Annotated in this window: 28 protein-coding genes; 10 read left to right on the top strand and 18 right to left on the bottom strand. The window is 63.0% G+C overall.

Translation table 11 applies throughout. The annotated features are described in order from the left end of the window. Positions 1-94 precede the first annotated feature (94 nt). Both SC1_RS03135 and SC1_RS03130 read right to left on the bottom strand, forming a co-directional pair. Positions 95-847 (bottom strand): hypothetical protein, encoded by a 753-nt coding sequence (locus SC1_RS03135; protein ID WP_062177443.1) that lies wholly within the window; start codon positions 845-847, stop codon positions 95-97. 146 nt (positions 848-993) lie between these two features. Beyond that, positions 994-1,518: a spore coat protein U domain-containing protein gene (locus tag SC1_RS03130; protein ID WP_062177439.1), complete on the bottom strand. Its 525-nt coding sequence runs from the start codon at positions 1,516-1,518 to the stop codon at positions 994-996. A gap of 517 nt (positions 1,519-2,035) precedes the next feature. Between SC1_RS03130 and SC1_RS03125 the strand changes: the two genes are divergently transcribed. Together SC1_RS03125 and SC1_RS03120 are read left to right on the top strand one after the other, a co-directional pair. Then, a complete protein-coding gene (locus SC1_RS03125) occupies positions 2,036-2,728 on the top strand; it encodes a helix-turn-helix domain-containing protein (RefSeq protein ID WP_062177436.1) in 693 nt (230 codons plus the stop codon). A gap of 84 nt (positions 2,729-2,812) precedes the next feature. Further along, complete coding sequence (locus SC1_RS03120; protein WP_062177433.1) at positions 2,813-3,565, top strand: MerR family transcriptional regulator; 753 nt, start codon at positions 2,813-2,815, stop codon at positions 3,563-3,565. Here the strand turns inward: SC1_RS03120 and queA are convergent. The 5 genes from queA to SC1_RS03095 form a co-directional block, all read right to left on the bottom strand. After that, on the bottom strand, positions 3,544-4,590 hold the full coding sequence (gene queA / locus SC1_RS03115) for a tRNA preQ1(34) S-adenosylmethionine ribosyltransferase-isomerase QueA (protein WP_062177430.1): 1,047 nt from the start codon (positions 4,588-4,590) through the stop codon (positions 3,544-3,546). The genes SC1_RS03120 and queA overlap by 22 nt on opposite strands. Before the next feature lie 23 nt (positions 4,591-4,613). Then, complete coding sequence (locus SC1_RS03110) at positions 4,614-5,417, bottom strand: peptidylprolyl isomerase (protein ID WP_062177426.1); 804 nt, start codon at positions 5,415-5,417, stop codon at positions 4,614-4,616. Positions 5,418-5,504: 87 nt separating this feature from the next. After that, positions 5,505-6,011: a pantetheine-phosphate adenylyltransferase gene (gene coaD / locus SC1_RS03105; RefSeq protein ID WP_062177423.1), complete on the bottom strand. Its 507-nt coding sequence runs from the start codon at positions 6,009-6,011 to the stop codon at positions 5,505-5,507. Further along, on the bottom strand, positions 6,011-6,931 hold the full coding sequence (locus tag SC1_RS03100; RefSeq protein ID WP_193749090.1) for a polyprenyl synthetase family protein: 921 nt from the start codon (positions 6,929-6,931) through the stop codon (positions 6,011-6,013). The genes coaD and SC1_RS03100 overlap by 1 nt, the downstream gene beginning before the upstream one ends. 6 nt (positions 6,932-6,937) lie before the next feature. After that, a complete protein-coding gene (locus tag SC1_RS03095) occupies positions 6,938-7,201 on the bottom strand; it encodes an exodeoxyribonuclease VII small subunit (protein ID WP_062177420.1) in 264 nt (87 codons plus the stop codon). Positions 7,202-7,273: 72 nt separating this feature from the next. Between SC1_RS03095 and SC1_RS03090 the strand changes: the two genes are divergently transcribed. From SC1_RS03090 to SC1_RS03075, 4 genes are all read left to right on the top strand, one after another. Continuing rightward, the gene (locus SC1_RS03090) at positions 7,274-7,927 is read left to right on the top strand and encodes a hypothetical protein (RefSeq protein ID WP_062177419.1); all 654 of its coding nucleotides are present in this window, start codon (positions 7,274-7,276) and stop codon (positions 7,925-7,927) included. 130 nt (positions 7,928-8,057) lie between these two features. Further along, a complete protein-coding gene (locus SC1_RS03085; protein ID WP_062177415.1) occupies positions 8,058-8,354 on the top strand; it encodes a hypothetical protein in 297 nt (98 codons plus the stop codon). 83 nt (positions 8,355-8,437) lie between these two features. Next, positions 8,438-10,681 (top strand): phosphoribosylformylglycinamidine synthase subunit PurL, encoded by a 2,244-nt coding sequence (purL, locus tag SC1_RS03080; RefSeq protein ID WP_062177411.1) that lies wholly within the window; start codon positions 8,438-8,440, stop codon positions 10,679-10,681. A 130-nt stretch (positions 10,682-10,811) separates the two neighbouring features. Continuing rightward, positions 10,812-11,549: a DUF72 domain-containing protein gene (locus SC1_RS03075; RefSeq protein WP_062177408.1), complete on the top strand. Its 738-nt coding sequence runs from the start codon at positions 10,812-10,814 to the stop codon at positions 11,547-11,549. 30 nt (positions 11,550-11,579) lie between these two features. Here the strand turns inward: SC1_RS03075 and SC1_RS03070 are convergent, their stop codons facing one another. Continuing rightward, positions 11,580-12,359 (bottom strand): Coq4 family protein, encoded by a 780-nt coding sequence (locus tag SC1_RS03070; RefSeq protein ID WP_062177404.1) that lies wholly within the window; start codon positions 12,357-12,359, stop codon positions 11,580-11,582. A gap of 140 nt (positions 12,360-12,499) precedes the next feature. Between SC1_RS03070 and SC1_RS03065 the strand changes: the two genes are divergently transcribed. After that, positions 12,500-13,747 (top strand): DUF418 domain-containing protein, encoded by a 1,248-nt coding sequence (locus SC1_RS03065; RefSeq protein ID WP_152682274.1) that lies wholly within the window; start codon positions 12,500-12,502, stop codon positions 13,745-13,747. Here the strand turns inward: SC1_RS03065 and SC1_RS03060 are convergent. The 6 genes from SC1_RS03060 to panB all read right to left on the bottom strand — a co-directional run bounded on the left by SC1_RS03060 (position 13,741) and on the right by panB (position 19,008). Continuing rightward, positions 13,741-14,145: an Hpt domain-containing protein gene (locus SC1_RS03060; RefSeq protein WP_193749089.1), complete on the bottom strand. Its 405-nt coding sequence runs from the start codon at positions 14,143-14,145 to the stop codon at positions 13,741-13,743. The two genes, SC1_RS03065 and SC1_RS03060, sit on opposite strands and share 7 nt — an antisense overlap. Before the next feature lie 117 nt (positions 14,146-14,262). Beyond that, positions 14,263-14,493: a sulfurtransferase TusA family protein gene (locus SC1_RS03055; protein ID WP_062177401.1), complete on the bottom strand. Its 231-nt coding sequence runs from the start codon at positions 14,491-14,493 to the stop codon at positions 14,263-14,265. Further along, positions 14,490-15,878, bottom strand: a complete 1,389-nt coding sequence (gene der, locus SC1_RS03050) for a ribosome biogenesis GTPase Der (RefSeq protein WP_062177398.1) — start codon at positions 15,876-15,878, stop codon at positions 14,490-14,492. The genes SC1_RS03055 and der overlap by 4 nt, the downstream gene beginning before the upstream one ends. A gap of 46 nt (positions 15,879-15,924) precedes the next feature. Continuing rightward, positions 15,925-17,259, bottom strand: a complete 1,335-nt coding sequence (locus SC1_RS03045; protein WP_062177394.1) for a PQQ-binding-like beta-propeller repeat protein — start codon at positions 17,257-17,259, stop codon at positions 15,925-15,927. Between the two features lies 1 nt (position 17,260). Continuing rightward, positions 17,261-18,034: a tetratricopeptide repeat protein gene (locus SC1_RS03040; RefSeq protein ID WP_062177391.1), complete on the bottom strand. Its 774-nt coding sequence runs from the start codon at positions 18,032-18,034 to the stop codon at positions 17,261-17,263. Between the two features lie 110 nt (positions 18,035-18,144). After that, complete coding sequence (panB, locus tag SC1_RS03035) at positions 18,145-19,008, bottom strand: 3-methyl-2-oxobutanoate hydroxymethyltransferase (protein ID WP_062177388.1); 864 nt, start codon at positions 19,006-19,008, stop codon at positions 18,145-18,147. A 127-nt stretch (positions 19,009-19,135) separates the two neighbouring features. Between panB and SC1_RS03030 the strand changes: the two genes are divergently transcribed. Genes SC1_RS03030 through SC1_RS03020 form a run of 3 tightly spaced genes read left to right on the top strand, consistent with a single transcriptional unit; the run spans position 19,136 to position 20,240 of the window. After that, on the top strand, positions 19,136-19,558 hold the full coding sequence (locus SC1_RS03030; protein ID WP_062177386.1) for a hypothetical protein: 423 nt from the start codon (positions 19,136-19,138) through the stop codon (positions 19,556-19,558). A gap of 39 nt (positions 19,559-19,597) precedes the next feature. Continuing rightward, the gene (locus SC1_RS03025) at positions 19,598-20,023 is read left to right on the top strand and encodes a hypothetical protein (protein WP_062183479.1); all 426 of its coding nucleotides are present in this window, start codon (positions 19,598-19,600) and stop codon (positions 20,021-20,023) included. Then, positions 20,016-20,240, top strand: coding sequence for a helix-turn-helix transcriptional regulator (locus SC1_RS03020; RefSeq protein WP_062177383.1), 225 nt, complete (start codon positions 20,016-20,018; stop codon positions 20,238-20,240). Before SC1_RS03025 ends, SC1_RS03020 begins: the two co-directional genes overlap by 8 nt. A gap of 59 nt (positions 20,241-20,299) precedes the next feature. Here the strand turns inward: SC1_RS03020 and SC1_RS03015 are convergent, their stop codons facing one another. The 4 genes from SC1_RS03015 to SC1_RS03000 are packed head-to-tail and all read right to left on the bottom strand — an operon-like array spanning position 20,300 to position 23,380. Continuing rightward, positions 20,300-21,229, bottom strand: coding sequence for an aldo/keto reductase (locus SC1_RS03015; RefSeq protein ID WP_062177378.1), 930 nt, complete (start codon positions 21,227-21,229; stop codon positions 20,300-20,302). Continuing rightward, the gene (locus tag SC1_RS03010) at positions 21,226-22,299 is read right to left on the bottom strand and encodes a glycerophosphodiester phosphodiesterase (protein ID WP_062183476.1); all 1,074 of its coding nucleotides are present in this window, start codon (positions 22,297-22,299) and stop codon (positions 21,226-21,228) included. The genes SC1_RS03015 and SC1_RS03010 overlap by 4 nt, the downstream gene beginning before the upstream one ends. Beyond that, complete coding sequence (locus SC1_RS03005) at positions 22,296-22,646, bottom strand: ArsC family reductase (protein ID WP_193749088.1); 351 nt, start codon at positions 22,644-22,646, stop codon at positions 22,296-22,298. Before SC1_RS03005 ends, SC1_RS03010 begins: the two co-directional genes overlap by 4 nt. 56 nt (positions 22,647-22,702) lie before the next feature. Next, the gene (locus tag SC1_RS03000) at positions 22,703-23,380 is read right to left on the bottom strand and encodes a cyclic nucleotide-binding domain-containing protein (RefSeq protein ID WP_062177375.1); all 678 of its coding nucleotides are present in this window, start codon (positions 23,378-23,380) and stop codon (positions 22,703-22,705) included. Between the last annotated feature and the right edge of the window lie 157 nt (positions 23,381-23,537).

Here is a 23,537-nt window from a genome sequence, read left to right as displayed (position 1 = left end):
CCCCTTGTCGTCCCTTGGCGACGTAATTTCACATATTCATAAAGAAAGGGGAAAGATTGCTCTTTCCCCTTCCCCTATTGGTTACCGCGCGAACTTAGAGGGCGCGCAGCGTCAGCGTGGTCGTGCCGCTGTAGTTACCGGCGACCAGGCCCTTGTTGGTGATCGCAGGAGCAACGAAGTCGATGTCCATGTTCGAACGCCAAGCGCCCTGCTGCTTCTGACCGCTGTTCTGCGTGGTCGTCACGTTCAGCGACTGGCCGGTACCGGCAGCAACCGAGTTCAGCGTCACGCCGGTCCACGAAGCATTCACGCTGTACGGAATGTGCGCCTGGAATTCGTCGGTGTCGTAGCCACCAGCAGCAGCGTTGACGAGGCCGCTCGAACCGTTGTTCTTGGTGATCACAACTTCGTTGTTGAAGTTGCAACCAGCGGTCAGCGTCTTGACGCTGGCAACAGCCGGACCAACCATTTCGAACGCCGAGTTGACGTTTTCATTGTTGCCCGTGCGGACGCCGATGGTGCCGAAGCTGATGTTCGTCGCGTTCGCATTGTTGCCCGAATAGAACGAGCAGTCCTTGCTCACCGAGCCGCTCAGGCTGAAAACGACGTCGACGGTCGGGGTTGCGGGGTCGCTGTTGGGCAGCGCGCCAGCAATGGCGGTGTAGCGCGTGCCAATGCCGCCAGCGATGGCGAGTTCAGCACCGATCTGCGCAAGTGCGCCGCCGAGGCCCGTCGGGTTCGTCAGCTGAGCGCCGGCGATGTTGTAGTGGACCTGGTTGGTCTGGGCGACGGCCGGGGTCGCGATGAGCGCGATGGCGGCAACGGCGCCGCTAAGGATCTTCTTCATAATCTTCTTCCCTCTATTATAACGCCCCTGCCCGAAAGCCGGGCGATGGCGTGATATTTTGCACCGTCTGGTCGGAGAACCGGGAGGGCATCGGTGCCTACCCTTCCGGCTTAATTCCGCCCGCGACCCACGTCGCAGGCGAATCTTCAGATCGGAGAGACCGTGATCGTGATCGTTTCCGAATATTCGCCAGCCAGCAGCCCGGCCTCGCCCGAAGGCTGACCAAGCTGGACCGCCAGACGCATGCCGTCCGTCGCGATCCCGCCGTTGCTGGAAATGACGCCACCGGCCAGAAGCTGATGGCTGTCGAAGGATTTGCTTACCGTCTGCTGCGAGGGATATCGCACGGGCATTTCGACGGCGAGATTATAGGGCAGGACGCCGCCGTACGGCCCTTGACCGTTGGGCATCGTGGTGTGGGTCAGGCCGCCTCGTGCGCCCTTGATCGTCATGGTGAAGGGCACGTTGCAATCGAGCGCGACGCGCGTCTCGATGCCAAGGCCTCGGCGTTCGAGATTGCCGAAATCCATGTTGGCGATGCTGCCCATCGCACAATGTTGCCGGATCGCCCCGCTGACCGCGATGTCGAGCGATCGGACGTTCTGGATTTCTTCTGCGTTCGCGGGCACAGCAAAAGCCGCCGCGGCGAGCGCAAAAATCATGAACCTCATGACACGAACCCCCAAAAATTTGCTGACGGTTCAGGCTCCGCTTTGCGGCTGGCCTTTGGCACCCCCGTGCCCGATGAGCTGCAACCCGACTCATCAACCCGTCTGTTAATAAAAACTTAGTACAGAAATTAAGTTGGCCGGGCACCCCCCAATTTGCCCTCCGGCGAAAATCCAGGCCGAGGATGCCGTTCATCTACAACGAGAATCCACACTTTTGTAGGGGTCACGACGGTTAACCGCACACACGGACGCGTCGACGGAAAAGCCGCGCTGTTCAGAATCGGGACAGCGACAGCTCAAATATTAACATTGAAATTAGCCGCGACTTAATCTGGGTTAAGAAAACTCTCAGAAAAATCAGGGCGATTTGCCGATTCACCCGCCGCAAGCCGCGCACAGTTCGCCCCGGGTCGGACCAAACTGACCTTGTTTCCAAGGGTCCGGCGGCGCATGGGCTCGCGATGAGGCATAGGCCATTAACTACTCGACAACCGATCACCCCGCATAGGGCTGGATCATGGCCATTCATGCGATGATCGAAAAGCAGCAGACCGTCGAAAGCGAGCGCGGTGCTCCCCGCATGCATATGCGCTTTGAAGCGCCCGGATCACTCGACGGCAACAATGCGGGCACCACCGTTGTGATTCACAATTTGTCGGCGACCGGGATGTTGATCGAGACGGCATCCGATCTGGCCATTGGCCAGCGGCTTACGGTGGCGCTGCCCGAAGCTCCCGATTGTGCGGCCACTATCGTGTGGCGCAGCGAGGCGCTGGCTGGCTGCCGTTTTGACCGCCCCCTATCGCGCGCGGCGCTTAGCGCGGCGCAGCTGCGTAATCCGCTTCCTGACGACGTCGATCCTGCCCGCACGCCCGATGGCGACGAGCTATTGGCCCAGCGCCTTCTCCGGCTCCGCAAGGAACATGGGCTCAGCCGCGCAGCCCTTTCGGATCGAACGGGATTCAGCAAACCGAGCATCTGGGCATGGGAAAGCGGCAAGACCGTCCCGCGGCGCGGAAATTTGATCGCGCTGGCCGATGCCTTTGGAATTTCGGAACGCGAGCTGCTCGCCGGCGATACTTCGACCGCGCATGGCGACCCTGCGGCGAACGCACAGCAAATGCATGCGCTAGTCCGGTCGAGCCGCGAAGAGATTGCCGCGCTGGCCGGCGTCGAGCCGGGCAAGGTCCGGATCACGATCGAATATTGATCGGCGCTTGCACCGCGTAAAAAGGGCTTGACCCTCACGCTGCGTCATCCCCGATAGGCCCGTCCCGCTATGAGGAGACGGTGAATGCGGACGGTTCGGCAAGTCGCAAAAGCGGCGGGCATCAGCGTCAGGACATTGCATCATTATGATGCGATCGACCTGCTGAAGCCCGGCCATGTCGGCGCCAACGGCTATCGCTATTATGGCAGGGAGGAGTTGCTGCGGCTGCAGCAGATCCTTTTCTACCGCGAGCTTGGCCTGCCGCTGGCCGGGATCGCTGCGGTGCTCGACGACCCCGCCTTCGATCCGCTTGCCGCGCTGCGCGAGCACCGCACGGCGCTCGACGCCCGGATCGGCCATTACCGGACCCTCATCCGAACCATCGATCGCACGATCGCATCACTGGAAAAGGACGAGGATATGGAAGACAATGACTATTACGCCGGCATAGCCCCCGAAACGCGCGACCGTTGGCAGCGCGAGGCCGAGGATTTTTGGGGCAAGGACGCCGTCGCGGCGGCGGCGGCAAAGGCGCGATCATTCAGTAAGGAACAGGTCGCAGCCATTCAGTCCGAAATGGAAGTAATCCGCGCTGATTTCCAGCGCCTGTTCCGCGACGGTGCCGATCCCGCTTCCGACGCGGTGCAGGCCGTGACGGACCGCCATTATCGCTGGGTATCGCATAGCTGGACGCCAGACGCCGAAGCCTTCGGGGGCCTCGGCCGCTATTATGTCGAAAATCCGGAGTTCCGCGGCACCTATGACGACGACAAAATAGCGGGATGCCCCGAGTTCATCGCGGCCGCGATGGCGGTTTACGCTGACCGGTCGCTCTGACGCGGAAGCAGCAGGCTGGAGTCGCCATAGCTGTAGAAACGATAGTCGTTTCCGATGGCGTGGGCGTAAGCGGCCTGCATCGTCTCCAGCCCCATCAGCGCGCTGACCAACATGAACAATGTCGAGCGCGGTAGATGGAAGTTGGTCATCAGGCCGTCGATCGCCCTGAAGCGATAGCCTGGAGTAATGAATATTGCCGTGTCGCCCGCGAAGGGCGCGATCGTGCCATCATCCTGCGCCGCGCTTTCGAGCAGGCGCAGGCTGGTGGTCCCGACCGCGATGACGCGGCCGCCCGCCGCGCGCACCGCATTGAGCCGCGCCGCGGTGTCGGCGTCGATCTGGCCCCATTCGGCGTGCATGACATGATCTTCGGTGTTGTCGGCCTTCACGGGCAGGAAGGTACCCGCACCGACGTGCAGTGTCAGCGTTTCGGTTGCGACGCCCGCCGCGGCAAGTGCATCGAGCAGCTTCGGCGTGAAGTGTAGCGCGGCGGTGGGTGCCGCGACCGCGCCATCCTCGCGCGCGAACATCGTCTGATAATCGCTGCGGTCGTCTTCATCGGTGGGACGCTTGCCCGCAATATAGGGCGGCAGCGGCATCGTGCCCGCACGTTCGAGCAGCACTTCGACCGGCTCGTCGCCGGCGAAGGCCAGGATGAAGCTGCCGTCGGACAGCCGCTCCTCGGCGAACGCTTCGACACCGGCGCCGAAATCGACCGTCTCGCCCACGCGCAGCCTTTTGGCATTGCGGATGAAGGCTTGCCAGCGGCGCAGGTCGATCCGCTTGTGCAGCGTGGCGCCGATGCGCGCGTCCCCGCGCCGTCCCTCGAGCTGCGCCGGAATAACGCGCGTATCGTTGAAGACCAAACAGTCGCCGGGGCGCAACCACATCGGCAGGTCGGCAACGCCCGCGTCGACGATCTGGCCGCCATCGACGACGAGCATCCGCGCCGCATCGCGCGGCCGCGCGGGGCGAAGCGCGATACGCTCATTGGGTAGATCGAAATCGAAGGCGTCGACGCGCATGATCTTGACGCGCGTCCCCGCGCTTACTGCTTGATCGGCGCGTTGAGCTGGTCGAGCGTCACTTCAGGCGCGGCAGCGGGCGCGGGTACCGTTTCCGTGAGCATCGAGGCCGGCGGCATCGGCTTGTTATCGGCCGCGACCGAAACCTGCACCATGCGCGACATCACCTCGGGCGGCTCGCCCTTATGGATCGCGTCGATATATTGCATGCCCGAAATGACACGGCCGAACGCCGTGTATCGGCGGTCGAGCGAAAAGCGCGGCTGGAGCATGATGAAGAATTGGCTGTTCGCGCTATCCTCATTCTCGGCGCGCGCCATCGACAGCGTACCGCGCAGATGCGGGGTCACGTTGAACTCGGCTTTCAGGTCGGGAAGCTGCGAGCCGCCCTGCCCGGTCGCGCTCGGATCGCCCGTCTGCGCCATAAAACCGTCGATCACGCGGTGGAACTTGATCCCGTCGTAAAAGCCCGCGCGCGCAAGCTGCTTGATACGATCGACATGGTTCGGCGCGACATTGGGAAAGAGCTGGATCACAACCCGGCCGCCCGTCGAAAGGTCGAGGTTCAGCATATATTCCGGGTTGTTGATATATTGGTCGGGCGTCATCGTCGGCACTGCGGGCGCCTGGACCGCGGGCGCGGCTTCAGTCGCCGCGGGTGCAGCCGGGGTGTCGAGCGGCGGCGGAGCCGGGGTTTCCACCGGCGGCGCCGGCTGGCTTTCTTCAGGATTTGGGCCGGGCGCGGGCGGCGCATCCTGTGCGATCGCCGCAACCGAGAGACCGAACGCCATCGCCGTAAGAACCAAGGGGCGGAAGGAAGATGTCATGCTGGATCGGCCTTTAGAAAAATAAACTGAATTTGCGCCCTGATGGCGCGCCCTAGCGGGAAAAAGCTGAACGCTCAATGATCGGTGTCAGCGCTCGCCCTGAAGGAGCCCCCGCTCGGCGATGCGAGCGACGACCGCATCGCGTACCGAGGGCGTCACGAATTTGTGGATGTCGCCGCCAAAGATCGCGATTTCCTTGACCAGCCGCGATGCGATCGGCTGAAGACTGACGTCGGCCATCAGAAAGACGGTTTCGACACGGTCATTGAGTTGGCGGTTCATGCCCGTCAGCTGATACTCATATTCGAAATCGGTGACACCGCGAATGCCGCGGACGATGATCGAGGCGCCCTGGGCATCGGCGAAGTCCATCAGCAGCGAATTGAAGCCGACGACCTCAATGTCTCCATCGATTCCCGCAACCTCGGCTTTTACCATTGCGATCCGTTCGTCGTCGTCGAACAAGGGCGATTTCGCGATGTTGGTCGTCACCCCGATGATCAGCCGGTCGACGAACTTCGCACCGCGGCGGATGATGTCCATATGGCCGAGCGTGATCGGATCGAACGTACCCGGATAAACCCCCACCCGCATCAACGGTCCCTTTCCACGACATAGCGCGCGATCGCGCGTAGCAGCGTCGCTTCTTCGCCGAAGCCGGCCAGATGCGCAATCGCCTGTTCGACGAGCGCGGTCGCCTGTTCGCGCGCACGCTCGATCCCCATCAGGGTGACGAAGGTCGCCTTGCCCGCAGCGTCGTCCTTGTGCAGCGCCTTGCCCGCCAGCGCCTCGTCACCCTCGACATCCATGATGTCGTCGGCGATCTGAAAGGCGAGCCCGATATCACGCGCATAACCGCGCAGCGGAGTGCGGCTGTCGGGCGGAATCCGCGCAAGTATCGCGCCGGCTTCGACCGAAAAAGCGATCAGCGCCCCGGTCTTCAGTTGCTGCAGGCGCGTCACCGTCGGCAAGTCGAAATTCGAGGTCTCGGCGGCAAGGTCCATCATCTGCCCACCCGCCATGCCAGCCGGGCCCGCGGCGCGTGCAAGTTCGCAGCACAGTTCGCTACGCACGAACGGGTCGCTGCTCGTCACCGGATCGCACAGCCATTCGAACGCGAGGGCATGAAGCGAATCGCCCGCGAGCACCGCAGTTGCTTCATCAAAGGCCTTGTGCACCGTCGGCTTGCCGCGGCGCATATCGTCATCGTCCATGCACGGCAGGTCGTCATGGATCAGCGAATAGACGTGCATCGCCTCCACCGCCGCCCCGACGCGCAGCGTCAGCGAGCGGTCAACATGGAACAGATCACCCGCCGCACGCACCAGCAAGGGCCGTAGCCGCTTGCCGCCCGCAACCGCAGCATGCCGCATCGCTTCATAAAGTGGCCTGCGCGGATCGGACGGTACCGCGAGAAGCTGTTCGAAGAGATTGTCTGTTCCGGCCGCGACCTCGGCCTGGGTGGACAGCAGCAATTGCCGGCCGCGCGAAACTTCGTCGTCGTCGAGCGCCACCCCGGATCAGCTTTCGCCGAAGGGAGTGGTTCCCGTGGGCCGGCCATCGGCGCCCAGGCTGACCTGTTCGATCCGCGCCTGCGCCGCTGCAAGCCGCGCTTCGCAATGGCCGCGCAGCGCATGGCCGCGTTCATAGAGCGTCACCGATTCCTCGAGACTGACGTCCCCGCTCTCGAGCCGACGCACGATCGTTTCAAGCTCGCCCATCGCCGCTTCGAATGACAGAGAAGCGATGTCGACAGCGGCGGCGGTTTCGGGGGTATCCGTCATGGCCCTGCTTTGGCCCCATCGCCCCCGGTCGGTCAAGCTTGACGTCGCGATTTCGCCCTATAGCGTCGCGCCATGTTCATCGGCCATTTCGCTCCGGCTCTGATCGCCGCGGCCCGCCCCAAGGCGGCGGGGCTCGGGACCTTGTTCGTCGCGGCGCAGCTCGTCGACATCGGTTTCGCCGCGCTGCTCATCCCGGGCGTGGAGGCGATGCGGATCGTTCCCGGCATCACCGCGATGAACCCGATGGACCTGCATCATATGCCCTATACGCACAGCCTGCTGGGCGCGTTGATCTGGGCCAAGATTTTCGGGGTGCTGGTCTGGTTTGCGACCAAACGCAAGGAAGCGGCAATCGGCGCAGCACTGGTTGTGGTGTCGCATTGGTTCATCGACCTCATCGTCCATATTCCCGACCTGACACTCTATGGCATGCCGCCCAAACTCGGCCTCGGGCTGTGGAATCATCCACTGATCGCGATGCCGCTGGAGATCCTGCTGATCGGCGGGGCATTCCTCTATTATATGCGCCGAACAGAGGCACCGGGTGGCAATCGCCGACTCTGGGTTCTTGCCGCGCTGCTTGCCTTTGCGCAGGCGGTCGACTGGTTCGGCCCGAAAGAGCCAGCCTATTCGCTCGCCGTCCCCGCGACGATGCTTTTCGCCTATGCGCTACTCGCGGGCACTGCGGCGTGGGCTGGTGCGAACCGTCGCGCGGCTACCCGCTAAGCCATTCGCCTTAGCGCAATCGCGGTTCTGTTTTTTGCAATTGCTCACATGGTGTGAGCCCGTCATGCTGCACTGCACAAGAAGAGAGGGGCTCGAAGGCAAGTTTTGTTTTTAGACAAGGACTTGCATCATGAAAAAATTCATTATCCCCGCCCTTGGCCTGCTCGCGCTGGCGCCTTCCGTTGCTCTTGCGAAGGACGCGCCGACCAACCGTTTCGAGCATGAGGGCAGCACCTACAGCTATACCGTCACGCAAGTTGGCGACACGCGCGTGATCAACGGTGTCGAGGAACGCACCGGCAAGCCGTTCACGCTCCGCGTCGGCCAGCACCGCGTTCGCGGCACCGTCGGTTCGCAGCAGGTCAGCTTCGCGCTGCGCGACGTCGAGCCGCTCAAGATCGAGACGGCCACTCTCGCTTCTCGCTAAAACGTCTCTCCGACCGCAGACCCCATGATGTTTTCGCATCATGGGGTCTGTTCGTTTTGCGCCTGTGCGGCTAAAGGCGCGCCATGACTCAGCAAGCGCCCACCATCACCCCCGAAATCGTCGCCGAGCATGGGCTTTCGCCCGAGGAATATGATCGCGTCCTGAACGCGATCGGGCGTGAGCCCAACCTCGTCGAACTCGGCATCTTCTCGGTCATGTGGTCGGAGCATTGCAGTTATAAAAGCTCGCGCCTCCATTTGAAGAAACTGCCGACGGAGGCCCCATGGGTGATCTGCGGCCCCGGCGAAAATGCCGGCGTCATCGATATCGGCGAAGGGCCGGACGGCAAGAAGCTCGCCGCCATCTTCAAGATGGAGAGCCACAACCACCCGTCGTACATCGAACCCTATCAGGGCGCGGCGACCGGGGTTGGCGGCATCTTGCGCGACGTATTTACGATGGGCGCGCGCCCCGTCGCGAACCTCAACGCGCTGCGCTTCGGCCGCCCCGACCATCCGAAGATGAAGCACCTCATCTCGGGCGTCGTCCATGGCATCGGCGGTTATGGCAATTGCGTCGGCGTCCCGACGGTCGGCGGCGAAGTCAATTTCCACAAGGCCTATGACGGCAATATCCTCGTCAATGCGATGACCGTCGGCGTCGCCGAGCAGGACAAGATTTTTTATTCGGCCGCCAGCGGCGTCGGCAATCCGATCGTCTATGTCGGATCGAAGACCGGCCGCGACGGCATCCACGGCGCGACGATGGCCTCGGCCGACTTTGGCGAGGATGCCGAAGAAAAGCGCCCGACGGTTCAGGTCGGCGACCCCTTCACCGAAAAATTGCTGATCGAGGCTTGCCTCGAACTGATGGCGTCGGACGCAATCGTCGCGATTCAGGATATGGGCGCCGCGGGCCTCACCTCGTCGTCGGTCGAAATGGCATCGAAGGGCGGCGTCGGCCTCCACCTAAAAATGGACGACGTGCCGCAGCGCGAAACCGGCATGACGGCGTATGAGATGATGCTGTCTGAAAGCCAGGAACGCATGCTGATGGTGCTGAAGCCCGGCCGCGAGGATTTCGCCGCCGCGATCTTCCACAAATGGGAGCTCGACTTTGCGGTCATCGGCACCGTCACCGACACCGGCCGCATGGTGCTCGAACATCATGGCGAGATCGTGTGCGACATTCCGCTCGCGCCGCTCGCCGACGACGCGCCGCTCTATGACCGCCCACATGTTCCAACGCCGAAGCAGGGCGAACTCACCAACGTCCCCGAGACGAAGGATGTCGCCGCCGACCTCAAGACGCTGATGGGCACCCCCGACATCGCCAGTCGCCGCTGGATTTACGAACAATATGACAGCCAGGTCGGCGCCGACACGCTGCAGACCGGCGGTGACGCCGCGCTCGTCCGCATCCACGGCACGAGCCGCGCGCTCGCCATGTCGACCGACTGCACCCCGCGCTATTGCTATGCCGACCCGGTCGAGGGCGGCAAGCAGGCGGTCGCTGAGACCTGGCGCAACATAACCGCGGTCGGCGCGACCCCGCTCGCGATCACCAATTGCCTGAACTTTGCCAATCCGCAGCGCCCCGAAATCATGGGGCAGATCACCGGCTGCCTCGACGGCATGGCACAGGCCTGCCGTGCGCTCGACTATCCGATCGTCTCGGGCAACGTCAGTCTCTATAACGAGAGCAAGGCAACCGGCGGCGGCAGCGCGATCCTTCCGACCCCCGCGATCGGCGGCGTCGGCGTGATCGAGGATCTGAACCGCGCGGTCGGCATCGGCTTCAAGCGCACCGGCGACATCGTGCTCGCGGTCGGCGAACGCGCCGGTCATCTAGGCCAGTCGGTGTGGCTCCGCGAAATTCTCGGCCGCGAGGAAGGCCCGCCGCCGCCGGTCGACCTCCGCGCCGAAAAACGCACCGGTGACTTCATTCGCGGCGCGATCAACGCCGGCTGGATCACGGCCTGCCACGATGTATCCGACGGCGGCATGGCGGTGACGCTGGCCGAAATGGCATTGAAGTCGAACATCGGCGTGCTGGTCAGCGAAGAACAGCCCTTCGGTGTCGCTGAAAGCTTCTTCGGCGAGGATCAGGGCCTGTACCTCGTCACCGTCTGCGACACCTGCCTCGCCGACTTCCTCGACGCCGCCGGCCGTGCCGACGTACCGGTCGATCCCGTCGGCCGCACGATCAAGGACCGCATCGTCTTCGAACTCGAAGGCAGCGACCATCAGGTGACTCTCGCTGAACTCCGCGAGGCGCATGAGGGTTTCTTCCCGAATTTGATGGGAGCCGACGCGGCGCTCGCCTAATTAGCTCGGCGTTTGCCTCATCCGTCATTGCGAGCGTAGCGAAGCAATCCAGAGCGGTGTACGCCTGCTCTGGATTGCTTCGCTACGCTCGCAATGACGAAAAATGATTTGGCACGGAGGTCACGCGCATATGAGCATCTATGTCGGCGTCGGGGGCTGGACCTTCGAACCGTGGCGCGGCCCCTTCTACCCCGCCGGGCTCGCGCACAAGCGAGAGCTCGAATATGCCGGCCAGCACCTGACCGGCATCGAGATCAACGGCACCTACTATGGCAGCCAGAAGCCTGAGACCTTTGCCAATTGGGCCGCATCGGTCCCCGACGGCTTCAAATTCAGCGTCAAGGCGTCGCGTTTCACGACAAACCGTAAGGTGCTGGCGGAAGGCGCCGCCTCTATCGAGAAGTTCCTGACGCAGGGCCTGACGCGGCTCGGCGACCGGCTCGGCCCGATCCACTGGCAGTTCATGGCAACGAAGAAGTTCGACCGCGACGATTTCGCAGGCTTCCTAGACTTGCTGCCCGACAGTCAGGATGGCCTAAAGCTACGTCATGCGATCGAGGTCCGCGACGAAAGCTTCCGCGACCCGAAGTTCGTCGACATGCTCCGCGACCGCAACATGGCGGCCGTCTACGCCGACAGCGACGAATTCCCGTGCATCGATGAGCAGACGGCGGACTTCACCTATGCGCGGCTCCAGCGCAGCGAGGAGGATGTCGAAACCGGCTATGACGCCCAGGCGCTCGATCATTGGGCGAAGCGCGCCAAGGATTGGGCGGCCGACGGCCGCGATGCCTATATTTTCTTCATATCCGGCGCGAAGGTCCGCAACCCCGCGGCCGCGCAGGCACTGATCGCAAAGCTGGATTAGCGGGGTCCCCGGCTTTCGCCGGGGCGCAGTTCAGGCCATTGCAGCCTTTGCCGCAAGGAAATTGTACGGATCGATGCCGCGGTTGCGGTAAGCGCGGTGCGCTTCCTGATAAAGCGTCGGCTCGCCGATGCCGAGGCGCGCACGCGCGGCGTCGAGCGGTTCGGCAAGCAGCGAGCGGATGTCCTGCTCGATGATTGCTTTCGACGCTTTGCCGTGGCGCTGGCCCTGGCGGATCGCGCCCATCACCGGCGCGTCGCTCTTGACGCCGCGCTTCACTTCATAGCCGCCGGCATAGGCGATGAAGGCATTGCCGTAATTGCCCGTCTGGCCATAGGTGAAACCGAGCACGCACTGTTCGCCCAGCGCATCGCGGCCATAGCCGGTCAGAATGTGGAACAGGTCGTGTGTGTCGCGCAGGCGGTTCGAATACCATTGCACTTGGTCGTCATATTGCGGGCGGCCCATCTTCTCGCTCTCGGCGACAAGCCCCGCCGCCGACAGGCCTTCACGGCGCATGAAGGTGACATAGGCGTGGCCGACGGTGCCTTCGGGCAAAGCATCGATCCAGCTATGATCGTCGAGCAGGTCGGGGAGATAGGGTTCGCGCTCCATGAGCTGCTTGCCAAAATCGCTTTCGACGAAGGCGCGCGCGTCGTCCATGAAGCCCTTGCGCGGCAGATTTTCAAAGATGTGGAACACCTGTTCGGTGTCTTCCTTGTCCTTGATGAGCTTGCGGAAGTGCGCGAACGCCTTGAACGGGCGGAACTTCGCGGGAATGCGATCGGGGTGGGAGAAGATCGTGGGGGTCATGACTATTCTCGTTCGAATCAGGTGATGCTGTGCAAATAGCATTACTGACATAGATGTCAATAGTCGCTGAATGCCGAAACTCCTCGACGCGTTTTACGGCGCGCGATACGCCTTGCCATCCACCGAAGGGGGCAGCGGGCATGGCCATGGCATCGACACGTTACGAAAGCCTCGACGCGATCCGCGGCGTGGCGGTTATGGGCATATTGGCAATGAATATTGCCGCCTTTGCCCTGCCCTTTGCGGCCTATTCCAACCCGATGGCGGGGGGACCGGTCGGCTCGATCGATCTTGGCACCTGGTTCTTCAACTTTGTACTGATTGATTCCAAGATGCGCGGAATGTTCTCGATGCTTTTCGGCGCGAGCACCTTGCTCGTCATCGAGAGCGCGGACAGCGCCGGGCGCAGCGCCGCGAGCGTCCATTATTCCCGGATGTTCTGGCTGGCTCTCTTCGGCCTCGCCCATTTCTACCTTATCTGGTTCGGTGACATATTGTTCCTGTACGCGATGTGCGGCTTGCTCCTTTTCGCGTTCCGCAATCTTTCGGTGAAGGCGCTGACGATCTGGGCGATCGTCTTTTTCGTCATCGGCATCGGTTTTCTCGGATCGGGATGGGCCGTGATGGCGCTGGCCGAAGCAGGTAAGCTGCCGGCCGACATGATGGGCGAGATGCGCAAGGGCCTTGCCGAAATGGATGCCGAGATGGGCCCCGGCGCGGCGAGTTATGCCAAGGAAATGGCAATCTATCTCGGCAGTTACGCCAGCATCGTCGCGCATCGTACCGGCGAGACGCTGACCGAGCCCTTCGTCGCGGTAATGATGTTCCTGTGGGAGACGATGGGCCTGATGCTGCTGGGCATGGCGTTGTTCAAGTCGCGCATGCTGACCGGCGACTGGGAGCCCGCCCGGTATCGCAAATGGGCGCTGCGCTGCTTCCTGATCGGCGTACCGCCGCTAATTGCACTCGCCTGTTACCAGATCGCGAGCGGGTTCAGCGCGGTGTCGACTTTCGGCGCGACGCTGTCGCTGTCGACGCCATTCGATATTGTGATGACGATCGGCTGGGCCGCACTCATCATGTGGCTGATCAAGGTGAAAGCCAACGACGCGATCCGTATGCGACTTGCCGCGACCGGACGCATGGCCTTCACCAACTATCTCACGACATCGATCGTCATGACGACGATCTTCTATGGCTATGGGCTGGGCTTGTTCGGGAGCATTGGCCGGACCGCGCTCTATCTCTTCTGTTTCGGAATGTGGGCCGCGATGCTGTTCTGGTCAAAGCCGTGGCTCGCGCGCTTCCACTATGGACCACTCGAATGGTTATGGCGCAGCCTGTCGCGCTGGCAGGTGCAACCGATGCGAAAAACTGCGGCTCAATAGCCGATGGCGCGATCGAAGCCCGACGGGCGACGCTGGACGAGCGGATTGGCCTCGCGTTCAAGCGCGCCGAGCGTTTCCTCAAACATCGGACGAAGCGCGACGACGCGCGGCAGATATTCCTCAGGACTGATCTGGCTCTCGACACAGTGCCGCGCGAAAACCTCGATATCCTCGGCGAGCGCGCCGAGCCTTTCGCCGCCGAACTGACGCGCTTCGCTTTTCAGCGTGTGCGCGGGCATGACAAGGCCGCCCGCGTCGCGCGCGCGCATCGCCTCTTCGATCGCGGCAACCGATTTGATGCCGTCTTCGCGAAAATAGCCGAGAATCCTTACAAACGCCGCGCCCAACTGGGTGCGCGTCGCGCGAAATTCATCCCAATCGACCAGGATTTCGTCCAATGTTCCGTCCCTTGGTATTCAAATTCGGTCGTGGTCCCGGCCGATCCATGCCCCAGCTTCGGTAAAAAAGACGTTACAATACCCGCGCCCGGATGACGAAAGGCGCCCCATTTTGGATCAGCGCCGGACTCGCCAGCCTGCGTCACCCGAAGGGGACACGGTATCTTCGACCGACCAGCCATGCTCGCCTGCCAGTGCTGCGACCTCGCGCGCCGCCTGCGGATCGTCGGCGAGCAGCAGGACATCGGCCGTCTCGCGCAGCGCCCGCGCCAGCCTGAGCGCCGGCCAGGGGCAGCGCATCCCGCGCGCATCGACGACGCGCGTCCCCAATGCGTCAGGTCCGGTCATTCGTCATAGGGATTGCGCGAATTGCGGAAATTGAGGCGTACCGGCACGCCCTGGAACCCCAGTTCCTTGCGCATCCCGTTGACCAGATAGCGTTCATAACTTCCCGGCAAACTGTCGGTACGCGACCCGAAGACGACGAAGGTCGGCGGCCGCGTGCGCGCCTGCGTGATGTAACGCAGCTTGATACGCTTGCCGCCCGGCGCCGGTGGCGGATTATTCTCGACCGCCCCTTCGAACCAGCGATTGAGCCGCGCGGTCGAAACACGGTTGGTCCAGATATCGCGCTGTTCGAAAGCGACACGGACCAGCGTATCAATCCCCTTGCCCGTCGCGCCTGAGATGCTGAGCACGGGAACGCCCTTCACCTGGCTGAGCCCGTCGTCAAGCGCGTTCCGAACGCCGTTGAACAGTGCCGAGGGATCTTCGGCGATATCCCATTTGTTGAGCGCGACGATCAGCGCCCGCCCTTCCTGCAGCACCTTGTCGGCGATGCGCAGATCCTGCGCCTCGAGGCCCTTCGTGGCATCGAGCAGCAGCACCACGACCTCGGCGAAATCGACCGCGTGGAGCGCATCGGCGACCGAGAGCTTTTCGAGCTTGTCGACGACCTTGGCGCGCTTGCGCATGCCCGCGGTGTCGAAAAGCTGGATTTCGTGGACCTCGCCGTCATTTTCCCATTGCCAGTCGACGCGGATCGAATCGCGCGTGATCCCCGCCTCGGGCCCGGTGATCAAGCGATCCTCGCCGATCATGCGGTTGATCAGCGTCGATTTGCCCGCGTTCGGACGGCCGACGATCGCCAGCTTCATCGGTCCGAGCGGCGCGTCCTCATCCTCTTCGCCTTCCACCGGCGGCGGAAAGGCTTCGGCTTCAGCCGCGTCATAAGCCTCGATGATCGGACGCAGCGCATCGAACAGGTCGACGACCCCCTCGCCATGCTCGGCGCTGAGCGCGATCGGATTGTCGAAGCCGAGCGAATAGCTCTCCATCAGGCCGTTTTCGCCCTGCTTCCCCTCAGCCTTGTTGACGAGGAGAATGATCGGCGTGTCCTCGCTGCGCAGCCAGCGCGCGATTTCCTCGTCGAGCGGAGTTACGCCCGCACGGCCGTCGATCATGAACAGCGCCGCATCGGCCTCGCGCACCGCCTTTTCGGTCTGCACGCGCATCCGGCCGGGCAGCGTCGCCGCGTCATAATCCTCGAAACCGGCGGTATCGACGATGGTGAACTTCAGGCCGAGCAGTTCACCGTCGCCCTCGCGCCGGTCGCGCGTGACTCCGGGCTGGTCGTCGACGAGCGCAAGGCGCTTGCCGACCAGCCGGTTGAACAGCGTCGATTTGCCGACATTGGGGCGGCCGACAATGGCGATCGTCGCGAATCGCGACATGGCTTGGTTCCTATCCTATCCGGGCCACCCCGGCCCGGACGCTGTATCAGCGCCAGGCCGTGAGCTTTCCATCGTCCGCGAGGACGTACAAAATATTATTCGCAACCACCGGCGGCTGCGACAGCGACGATTTGAATTCGGTCGATCCCAGCAGCGATCCGTCGGTCGGCGAGAATTCGGACAACGTGCCTTCGCTGTTCACCGCGATCAAACGGCCGCCCGCAAGAATCGGGCCGGTCCAGCGGATCGGGTCCTTCTTCTTCTTTTCGGTTTCAACGCGGAAACGCGCGAGCTGCTGCATCCAACGTACCTTGCCGCTGGTGCGAGCGACGCACAGAAGCTTGGCATCGTCGGTCATGGCATAGACCCACTCGCCAACGACATAGGGCGTCGAAATGCCGGCGATCGAGATTTCCCAGCTACGCTGGCCCGTGACGAGTTCATAGCTCGCCATGCGGCCGCCCTGACCGAGCGCGAAGACGCGGCCACGGTCGACGACCGGATCGGCATCGACGTCGGTGAGCGTCGAAACCGACAGCGCCATCGACGTGCGCGCAAGCGCATCTTCCCACAGGTCGCGGCCGTTTTCGTAACGATAGGCCTGCACTTCACCCGACGAGAAGCCAGCGACGATCGTCCCCTGCCCGGCTGCGGGCGACGCGGCGCCAAACACGCTGCCCGGCTCCATCGATGCGGTCGCCTGCCACTGCACCGCGCCATCGGCGGCGTTGAGGGCAAAAATCTGATTGTCCTGGCTGATCACATAGACCCCGCCAAAGGCGATCGTCGGCGCGCCGCGCAGGGGCCCCGAAGGCTTTACCTTCCAGATCACCGAGCCGTCCGCAACGTTCAGCGCCGCGACATCGCCGACGCCGCTCGTGGCATAAACCACATTGCCGTCGACCCCGGCACCACCGCCGAACAGCGATGCCTTGAAATCCTTGCCCGTGCTGCCGATCGCGGCGCTCCACAATTTCGCGCCCGTATCGGCGGCGAAAGCGGTGACGACAGCATCGGTATCGACGACGAACAGCCGGTTGTCGGCAATCACGGGCGAGGCCGCGATCCGCTGTTTGTTCGTGTTGCCCGCGATGCTGGTTTCCCACAGCTTGGTTCGCGTGGCGGCGAGCGCCGGATGACCCATCGATTTCGAAGCGTTGCCGCCCGACTGCGCCCAATTGGCGTTGACCGCCGGTTCGGGAAGCACGACCGCGATCGATGCGGTGGCGGGATCGACCTTGACGCTGTTGTCGTTCGACAGGATCGACACGCGGTCACCCACCGTCGGGGTCTTCGGTCCGCCGTCGCCCTTGAGCACCCCACATGCCGTGAGCGGCAGCGCCAGCAGCGCCGCATAAATTCCGTAACGCGCTTTCCGCATATTAATTGGCTTTCTCAGTCTTTGCGGCTGCCGCTGCCTTCGGCGCAGCATTGCCTTTCTGGTCCTTTTCGGCGCTTTCGTTCGCGCGATCTGCGACCGCGTCGACGCCGAGCATACCCGCCATCTGCACCGAGCGCGATTGCAGCGATTTGGAGACGTCGGGCAATTTGGCGATGCGTCCGTAAAGCGCGCCCGCCTGATCGAACTGCCCCAACTGATAATGCGCGGTCGCCGAAAGTTCGGCGGCGCTCGCGAACCAGCTCGACGCCGGATCCTTTGCGTCGACCATCGGCTTCATTCGCGCGATCACCACCTCGGGCTTCAGCGTGTCATATTCAAACGCCGTCTGGCGGATCAGCGCAAGGTCGCGCAGCGCCTGGTCGAGCTTCGTGTCGGCAGCGACTTTCGCCATCAACGCAGCGGCGGCTTTCAGGTCGCCGGTCTGCGCCTTGATATTCGCTTCCTGCATTTGCGCGACGGCGCGATAGGCGGGATCGCCTTCGGCAACGAGCTTCTCCAGTTCGGCGGTCGCGGCGCGCGGCTGGTTGGTGCTGAGCTTTTCGAACGCCGCAATCAGTTCTTCGGCCTGTTCGCCGCGCGCGGCATCCTGACGATGGCTCCAGAAGAGATAGCCGCCGAACGCGAGCAAAGCGGCGAGCACGCCGCCGATGATCCAGCGGCCGTAGCGCTGCATGATCGTGTCGAGCCGGTCCTTGCGGACGGCTTCGTCGACTTCCTGCAACAGCGCGGCATCATTCGTCGGGCTCAGGGCCAATCAAACCTCCATATACTCGTCATGGCTCTGGGCATTCGTCCCGCCGGTCGCTTCCTTAGCGACAGCACCGAAAAAGGCCAAGCGTTTCACTTTGGTGGATCGCTGAGCCATCAACCGGCGTAGGTCTGATCCTCGGTCGGGAATGAACGGGACCTGACTTCGTCGGCATAGTCCTTCACCGCGGCTTCCACGACGCCCGCCATATTCCCGAAGCGCTTCACGAATTTGGGGACACGTTCGAACATGCCGAGCATGTCGTCGGTGACGAGCACCTGGCCGTCGCACTGTGCCGAGGCACCGATGCCGATCGTCGGGCAATCGACCTTGTTCGTGATCTCGATTGCAATCGATTCGAGCACGCCTTCGATGACGATCGAAAACGCACCGGCCTGCGCGACCGCAATGGCATCTTCGACGATCGAGCGCGCCTCTTCCTCGCTCTTGCCGCGCACGCCATAACCGCCGAGAATGTTGACCGCCTGCGGGGTCAGCCCGACATGACCCATCACCGGGATGCCGCGCTGGGTCAGGAATTCGATCGTCGGCGCAAGCACCTTGCCGCCCTCGACCTTCACAGCGGCCGCACCGGTTTCCTTGAGCAGCCGCGCGGCATTGTCGAAGGCCTGCTGCGGGCTCCCTTCATAGCTACCGAAGGGCATGTCGACGATCACTGCGGCATGATAGCTGCCGCGGACGACCGCGGCGCCGTGCAGCGCCATCATGTCCATCGTCACGCCGACGGTATGCGGCAGACCATAGATCACCTGCGCGAGCGAATCGCCGACGAGCAACATGTCGCAATGCGGATCGAGCAGTTGCGCCATGCGGACGGTGTAGGCGGTGAGCATCACAAGCGGCTCGCCGCCCTTGCGCTGACGGATACGCGGCACCGTTAAGCGCTTCATCGGCTGCGGCGTCGGATTGGCGCGGCTCGTTGAGGTGTCGAGGGTGAGCGTTTTGGGGAGTGTAGACATGGCGCGGGGGCTTAGCGGCTAAAGCGCATACGCGAAAGCGGCAAAGGCCAAGCATGTCACTGATTATTGACTCCATGTTAAAAATATATAACATAGAGTTCGAATCATATGACATGGAGTAGGGCGAATGTCTTTTCGGGAAAAGATTCACTGGGTGACGCTGGTGACGATGATTCTGGCGTTCGGCTGGTATTTCCTCCTTTATCCTTGGCGGATTGTCGGGAGCCCGGCGGGCGTGATGGCGACCGCAGGAATGCTGGTTCCCGTGACGATTGCGATCATCGTGGCGATGACCATCGCGACCGCCTTTCTGGCGATCCGAAGCCCCCACGAGGCAGAAGCGCGCGAAGATGAGCGCGACCGCGACTTCCATTTGCGCGGAACGCATTTCGGCTACTATCCGCTCGTCATCGGAATCTGGATCAATATCTTCCTGATCTTCTGGGGCATCGGGCAAGCCGAGCAGCTCAACCTGATGATCGCGACGCTGGTCGTGGCCGAGCTCGTGAGGATCGGCACGCAGCTCTATCTCTATCGCCGAGGCTATTGAGCCATGGCGTATCGCACCGCTGACTTCGAAGGATGGCAGATGACCTATCGGGAAAAGACCGCCTGGCTCAATCTCGTCTGCATGCTGATTGCCTACAGCCTCTATTTCAGCCTCGTCATTGCCGGCCATCCCGCTGGGCGGGAGATGTTCCCGATGCTGTGGCTGTTCGGGGGAATCGCCGCTACGCAGGCGGTGGTCGTTATCGCGGGGACGATTGCCCTGCTTCTCGCGACGCCGAAAGCCGATCGCAAGCCAGCCGACGAGCGCGACCGCGCGATCAGTCGGCGCGGCCGGGCGGCCGCCTATTATGCCATGCTGGTTGGGATGATCCTTGTCGGAGTGGTGATGCCGTTCACCGACACCGGGGTGAAGATCGCCAATGCCGCCCTTTTCGCCATCGTGCTGGCCGAGACGGTCCACAGCGTCGTCGTCCTGCTGAGCTACCGGCGAGGCTGGCATGGCTAAGCCTCCCTTCACCAACGATATCCGGACGCTGCGCTTCCTTTCCGGCGAGATGACGCAGGGCGATCTCGGCGACCGCGTCGGTGTCACGCGACAGACGATCGCCGCGATCGAGCAGGGTAAATATTCGCCTTCGCTGGAGGTCGCATTTCGCATCGCGCGCGTGTTCGACAAGCCACTCGAAGCGGTGTTCCAGTGGACTGACACCACCAACGACTGAGACAGCGCGGCCGCGCGGGCCCGGACCGATGCCCCTCCCCGGTGGTGTCGGGCCGGGCCTTAGGCGGCGCTCAGCGCAGAGAGTTGTTCATCGTCGAGGCGAAGATCGAGGCTGCCCATCAACTCGTCAAGTTGCTCGACGGATGTCGCGCTGGCGATCGGCGCGGTGACGCCCGGCTGCGCGGCAACCCACGCAAGCGCGATCTGCGAAAGGGTAGCACCGGTTTCTGCCGCGATGCGATCCATCACCGCCAGCACCGCCGGCCCCTTGCCTTCGAGATAGGGCTTGGCCCGCGCACCGCGCGCACTTTTTCCCAAGTCGTCGGCGCCCCGATATTTGCCCGACAGATAGCCCGACGCGAGGCTGAAATAGGTGACGACGCCCAGGCCTTCGTCGACGCATGTTTGTTGCAGCGCGCCTTCATATTGGGCGCGGTCGAGCAGATTGAGTTCGGGCTGCATCGCGGTGAAGCGCGGCAGGCCCTGTTCGTCAGCCACGCGGAGCGCCTCTGCGAGGCGCTCCGCCGAATAGTTCGACGCGCCGATCGCGCGGACGATGCCGGCATCGACCAGTTCGGCAAACGCACCGAGCACTTCACCCAGCGGCACATCGGGATCGTCCTTGTGCGCGAAATAGAGGTCGATCGTGTCGACGCCGAGACGATCGAGCGATCCCTGCACGGCCTCGCGGATGCGATCGGGCTTCAGCCCGCCCGGCATCATCCCCACCTTGGTCACGATCAACACCTGTTCGCGCGCGCCGCTTTCCTTCAGCCAGGCTCCTAGCATGCTTTCGGATTCGCCGCCCTTGTGCCCCGGAACCCACGCCGAATAGACGTCGGCGGTGTCGATCATCCCGCCGCCGAGCTCGACGAAACGGTCGAGGACGGCGAAGCTCGCATCGCGCCCTGCGGTCATGCCGAAGACATTGCCGCCCAGCACGAACGGACGGATCGAAAGGCCGCTCTGGCCCAATGGCTTTTCGCTCATTTTCCGTTCCCTTTGACTGCGACCACCGCTTCGCGCGGATTGTCGCTGAACAGACCGTCGATCCCCGTCGCAAGATAGGCGGCGATCTCGCCCGCGAGGTCGCCGTGCCCCGCCGGATTGACCCCGCCCTTGTCACCGAGCGGCAGGAAATAATTTTCGCGCCGGAACGTCCAGGGATGGACTTTCAGCTTCGCCGCATGCGCATCGTGCACAAGGCTGGTCGGCGTGCCAAGCCGACCGAGCGCGCCGCGCGGGATCACCATCGCCTTGTTCGGGCCGATCCCGTCGGCGTAGGCGGCGATCATCTTCAGCCCCTCGGGCGACGTCATGGCGGCATAGCTGGTTCCGGGCCGATCGGCCGGTCCGCCCTCGGCATCCATCAACTGGATCAACGGCAGATCGCTCTTTGCGCGCAGGTCCATCAGATTGCCGACTTCGAAGCTTTGGATGAACACATGCGCGGCGCGGCCGCGATAGCCGAAGCGATCGAGCATGGCGAGCAACGGCGCCTCGTGCGGCAGGCCGATCGAGACGAAATAGCTCGGATGCTTGGTTTCGGGATAGACGCCAACCGGCGTCTTGCGGCCTTTGTTCACCTCCGCGAGCAGCGTGAGGATCTCCTCGAATGTCGGGATTTCGAACTGGCCGTCATATTCGGTACTGCGCAGCTTCGGCAGCCGCTCTCGCGCGCGCAGCGTCTTGAGTTCGGCGAGCGTGAAATCTTCGGTGAACCAGCCGGCAACCTGCTGCCCGTCGATCGTCTTCGTCGCCTTGCGGCCGGCGAATTCGGGATGCGCGGCGACGTCGGTGGTTTCCGAAATCTCATTCTCGTGCCGCGCGACGAGCACGCCGTCTTTCGTCAACACCAGATCGGGCTCGATATAATCGGCACCGAGGTCGATCGCGAGCCGGTAGCTTGCCAGCGTATGTTCGGGACGTTCGCCCGACGCGCCGCGATGGGCGATCACGATCGGCGGCTGGCCATCGAGAGTGGGCTGCGCTGTCACCGTGTCAGCAGTGCAACCAGCGGACAGCATGACGGCCAGCAAGGCCAAAAACGACCGGATCATGCTGCAAAACGCGCCTTCCATTCATCGGCCGAGAAACCGACGCTGATACCATTATCTGCTTCGACAACCGGCCGACGGATCATCGCAGGCTGATCGAGCATCAGCGCCTTCGCCGACGCCGCATCCAGCCCATCCTTCTGCGCATCGGGCAGCTTGCGAAAGGTCGTACCGGCCTTGTTGAGCAGCTTTTCCCAGCCGAGCGCGTCGATCCAGCCCTGCAGTCGCGCTGCGTCGAGCCCATCCTTGCGCACATCGTGAAAATGATAGGCCACGCCTTGCTCGTCGAGCCAGCGCCGCGCTTTCTTCACCGTGTCGCAGTTCGAAATGCCATAGAGAATCATCGTCATGGGTCAGGGACTAGCAGGCGCCGGTTGCAGTTTCGAGGCCGAGAGAGTGAACGCGCTCAGGAAATCGACGGTCGGTCCGCGATGCGCGTGTTCGCGCTCGCCAGCTTGCCGCGCAGCGCGCGCGCGAACCCTTCGTGTAGCGCACCCGCAATCCCCGGGTTCGCCGCCAGATAGGCGCGCAGCGCCGCCGCGGGCACGAACCACAGGCGGGCGTTGGTGCCCAGCAGCACCGTCCCCGTCGCATGGGTGCCGTCGAGGACGGTCGCTTCGCCGATCAGCGCGCCGTCCGAAAGCTTTCCGATCTCGACCCCGTCGCGCAGGATCGTGGCCTTGCCCTCCGCCAGATAGAAGAGGCTGGGCGCCGCCTGATTTTCGCGGATCAGCACCTCGCCGCGCCTTGCCGATATCCAGTTTCCCTGGTCGATCAGGTCGCGCGCGACCATCGCGCCAAGCCCCGGAAAATGCTGCCTGCGCAATTCTTCTTCCTCGGCGGTGAAGCGGATATTCGCCCCGCCGAGCCATAACCGCGCCAATATACCGATATTGATCGCTAGGATGGCGAGTACCAGCAGGCCGTAACCGACGTCGCCTCCCCTGAACAATGTCAGCGGCAGCGCCACCAGCGCCGCCGCGGCAAGGCCGATGCGCGCATATTCGATCCTCACGACAAGGCTTGTCGCGAGCAACAGGAGCAGCACCCCATATACGAACCACGCGGATTCGAAATTCGCCATTGCTAGTCGCTCGCATCCCGACCCGCCGCCGGGCCACCGGGTGTATGACGTTGCCGATCGCAAAAAGCCTTGGCCGCAGACCCCTCCACATCCAAAGCACGTAACAAACTAACCGTTTTTGCCGCTCAAGAAAAGCATAGGTGCGCAAATGTCACGA

This window comes from Sphingopyxis sp. C-1, from assembly GCF_001047015.1.
In the GTDB taxonomy this organism is placed as follows: Bacteria; Pseudomonadota; Alphaproteobacteria; order Sphingomonadales; family Sphingomonadaceae; genus Sphingopyxis.
Note: the sequence above shows the minus strand (reverse complement) of the source record. Positions and strands in the feature narration are given on the sequence as shown.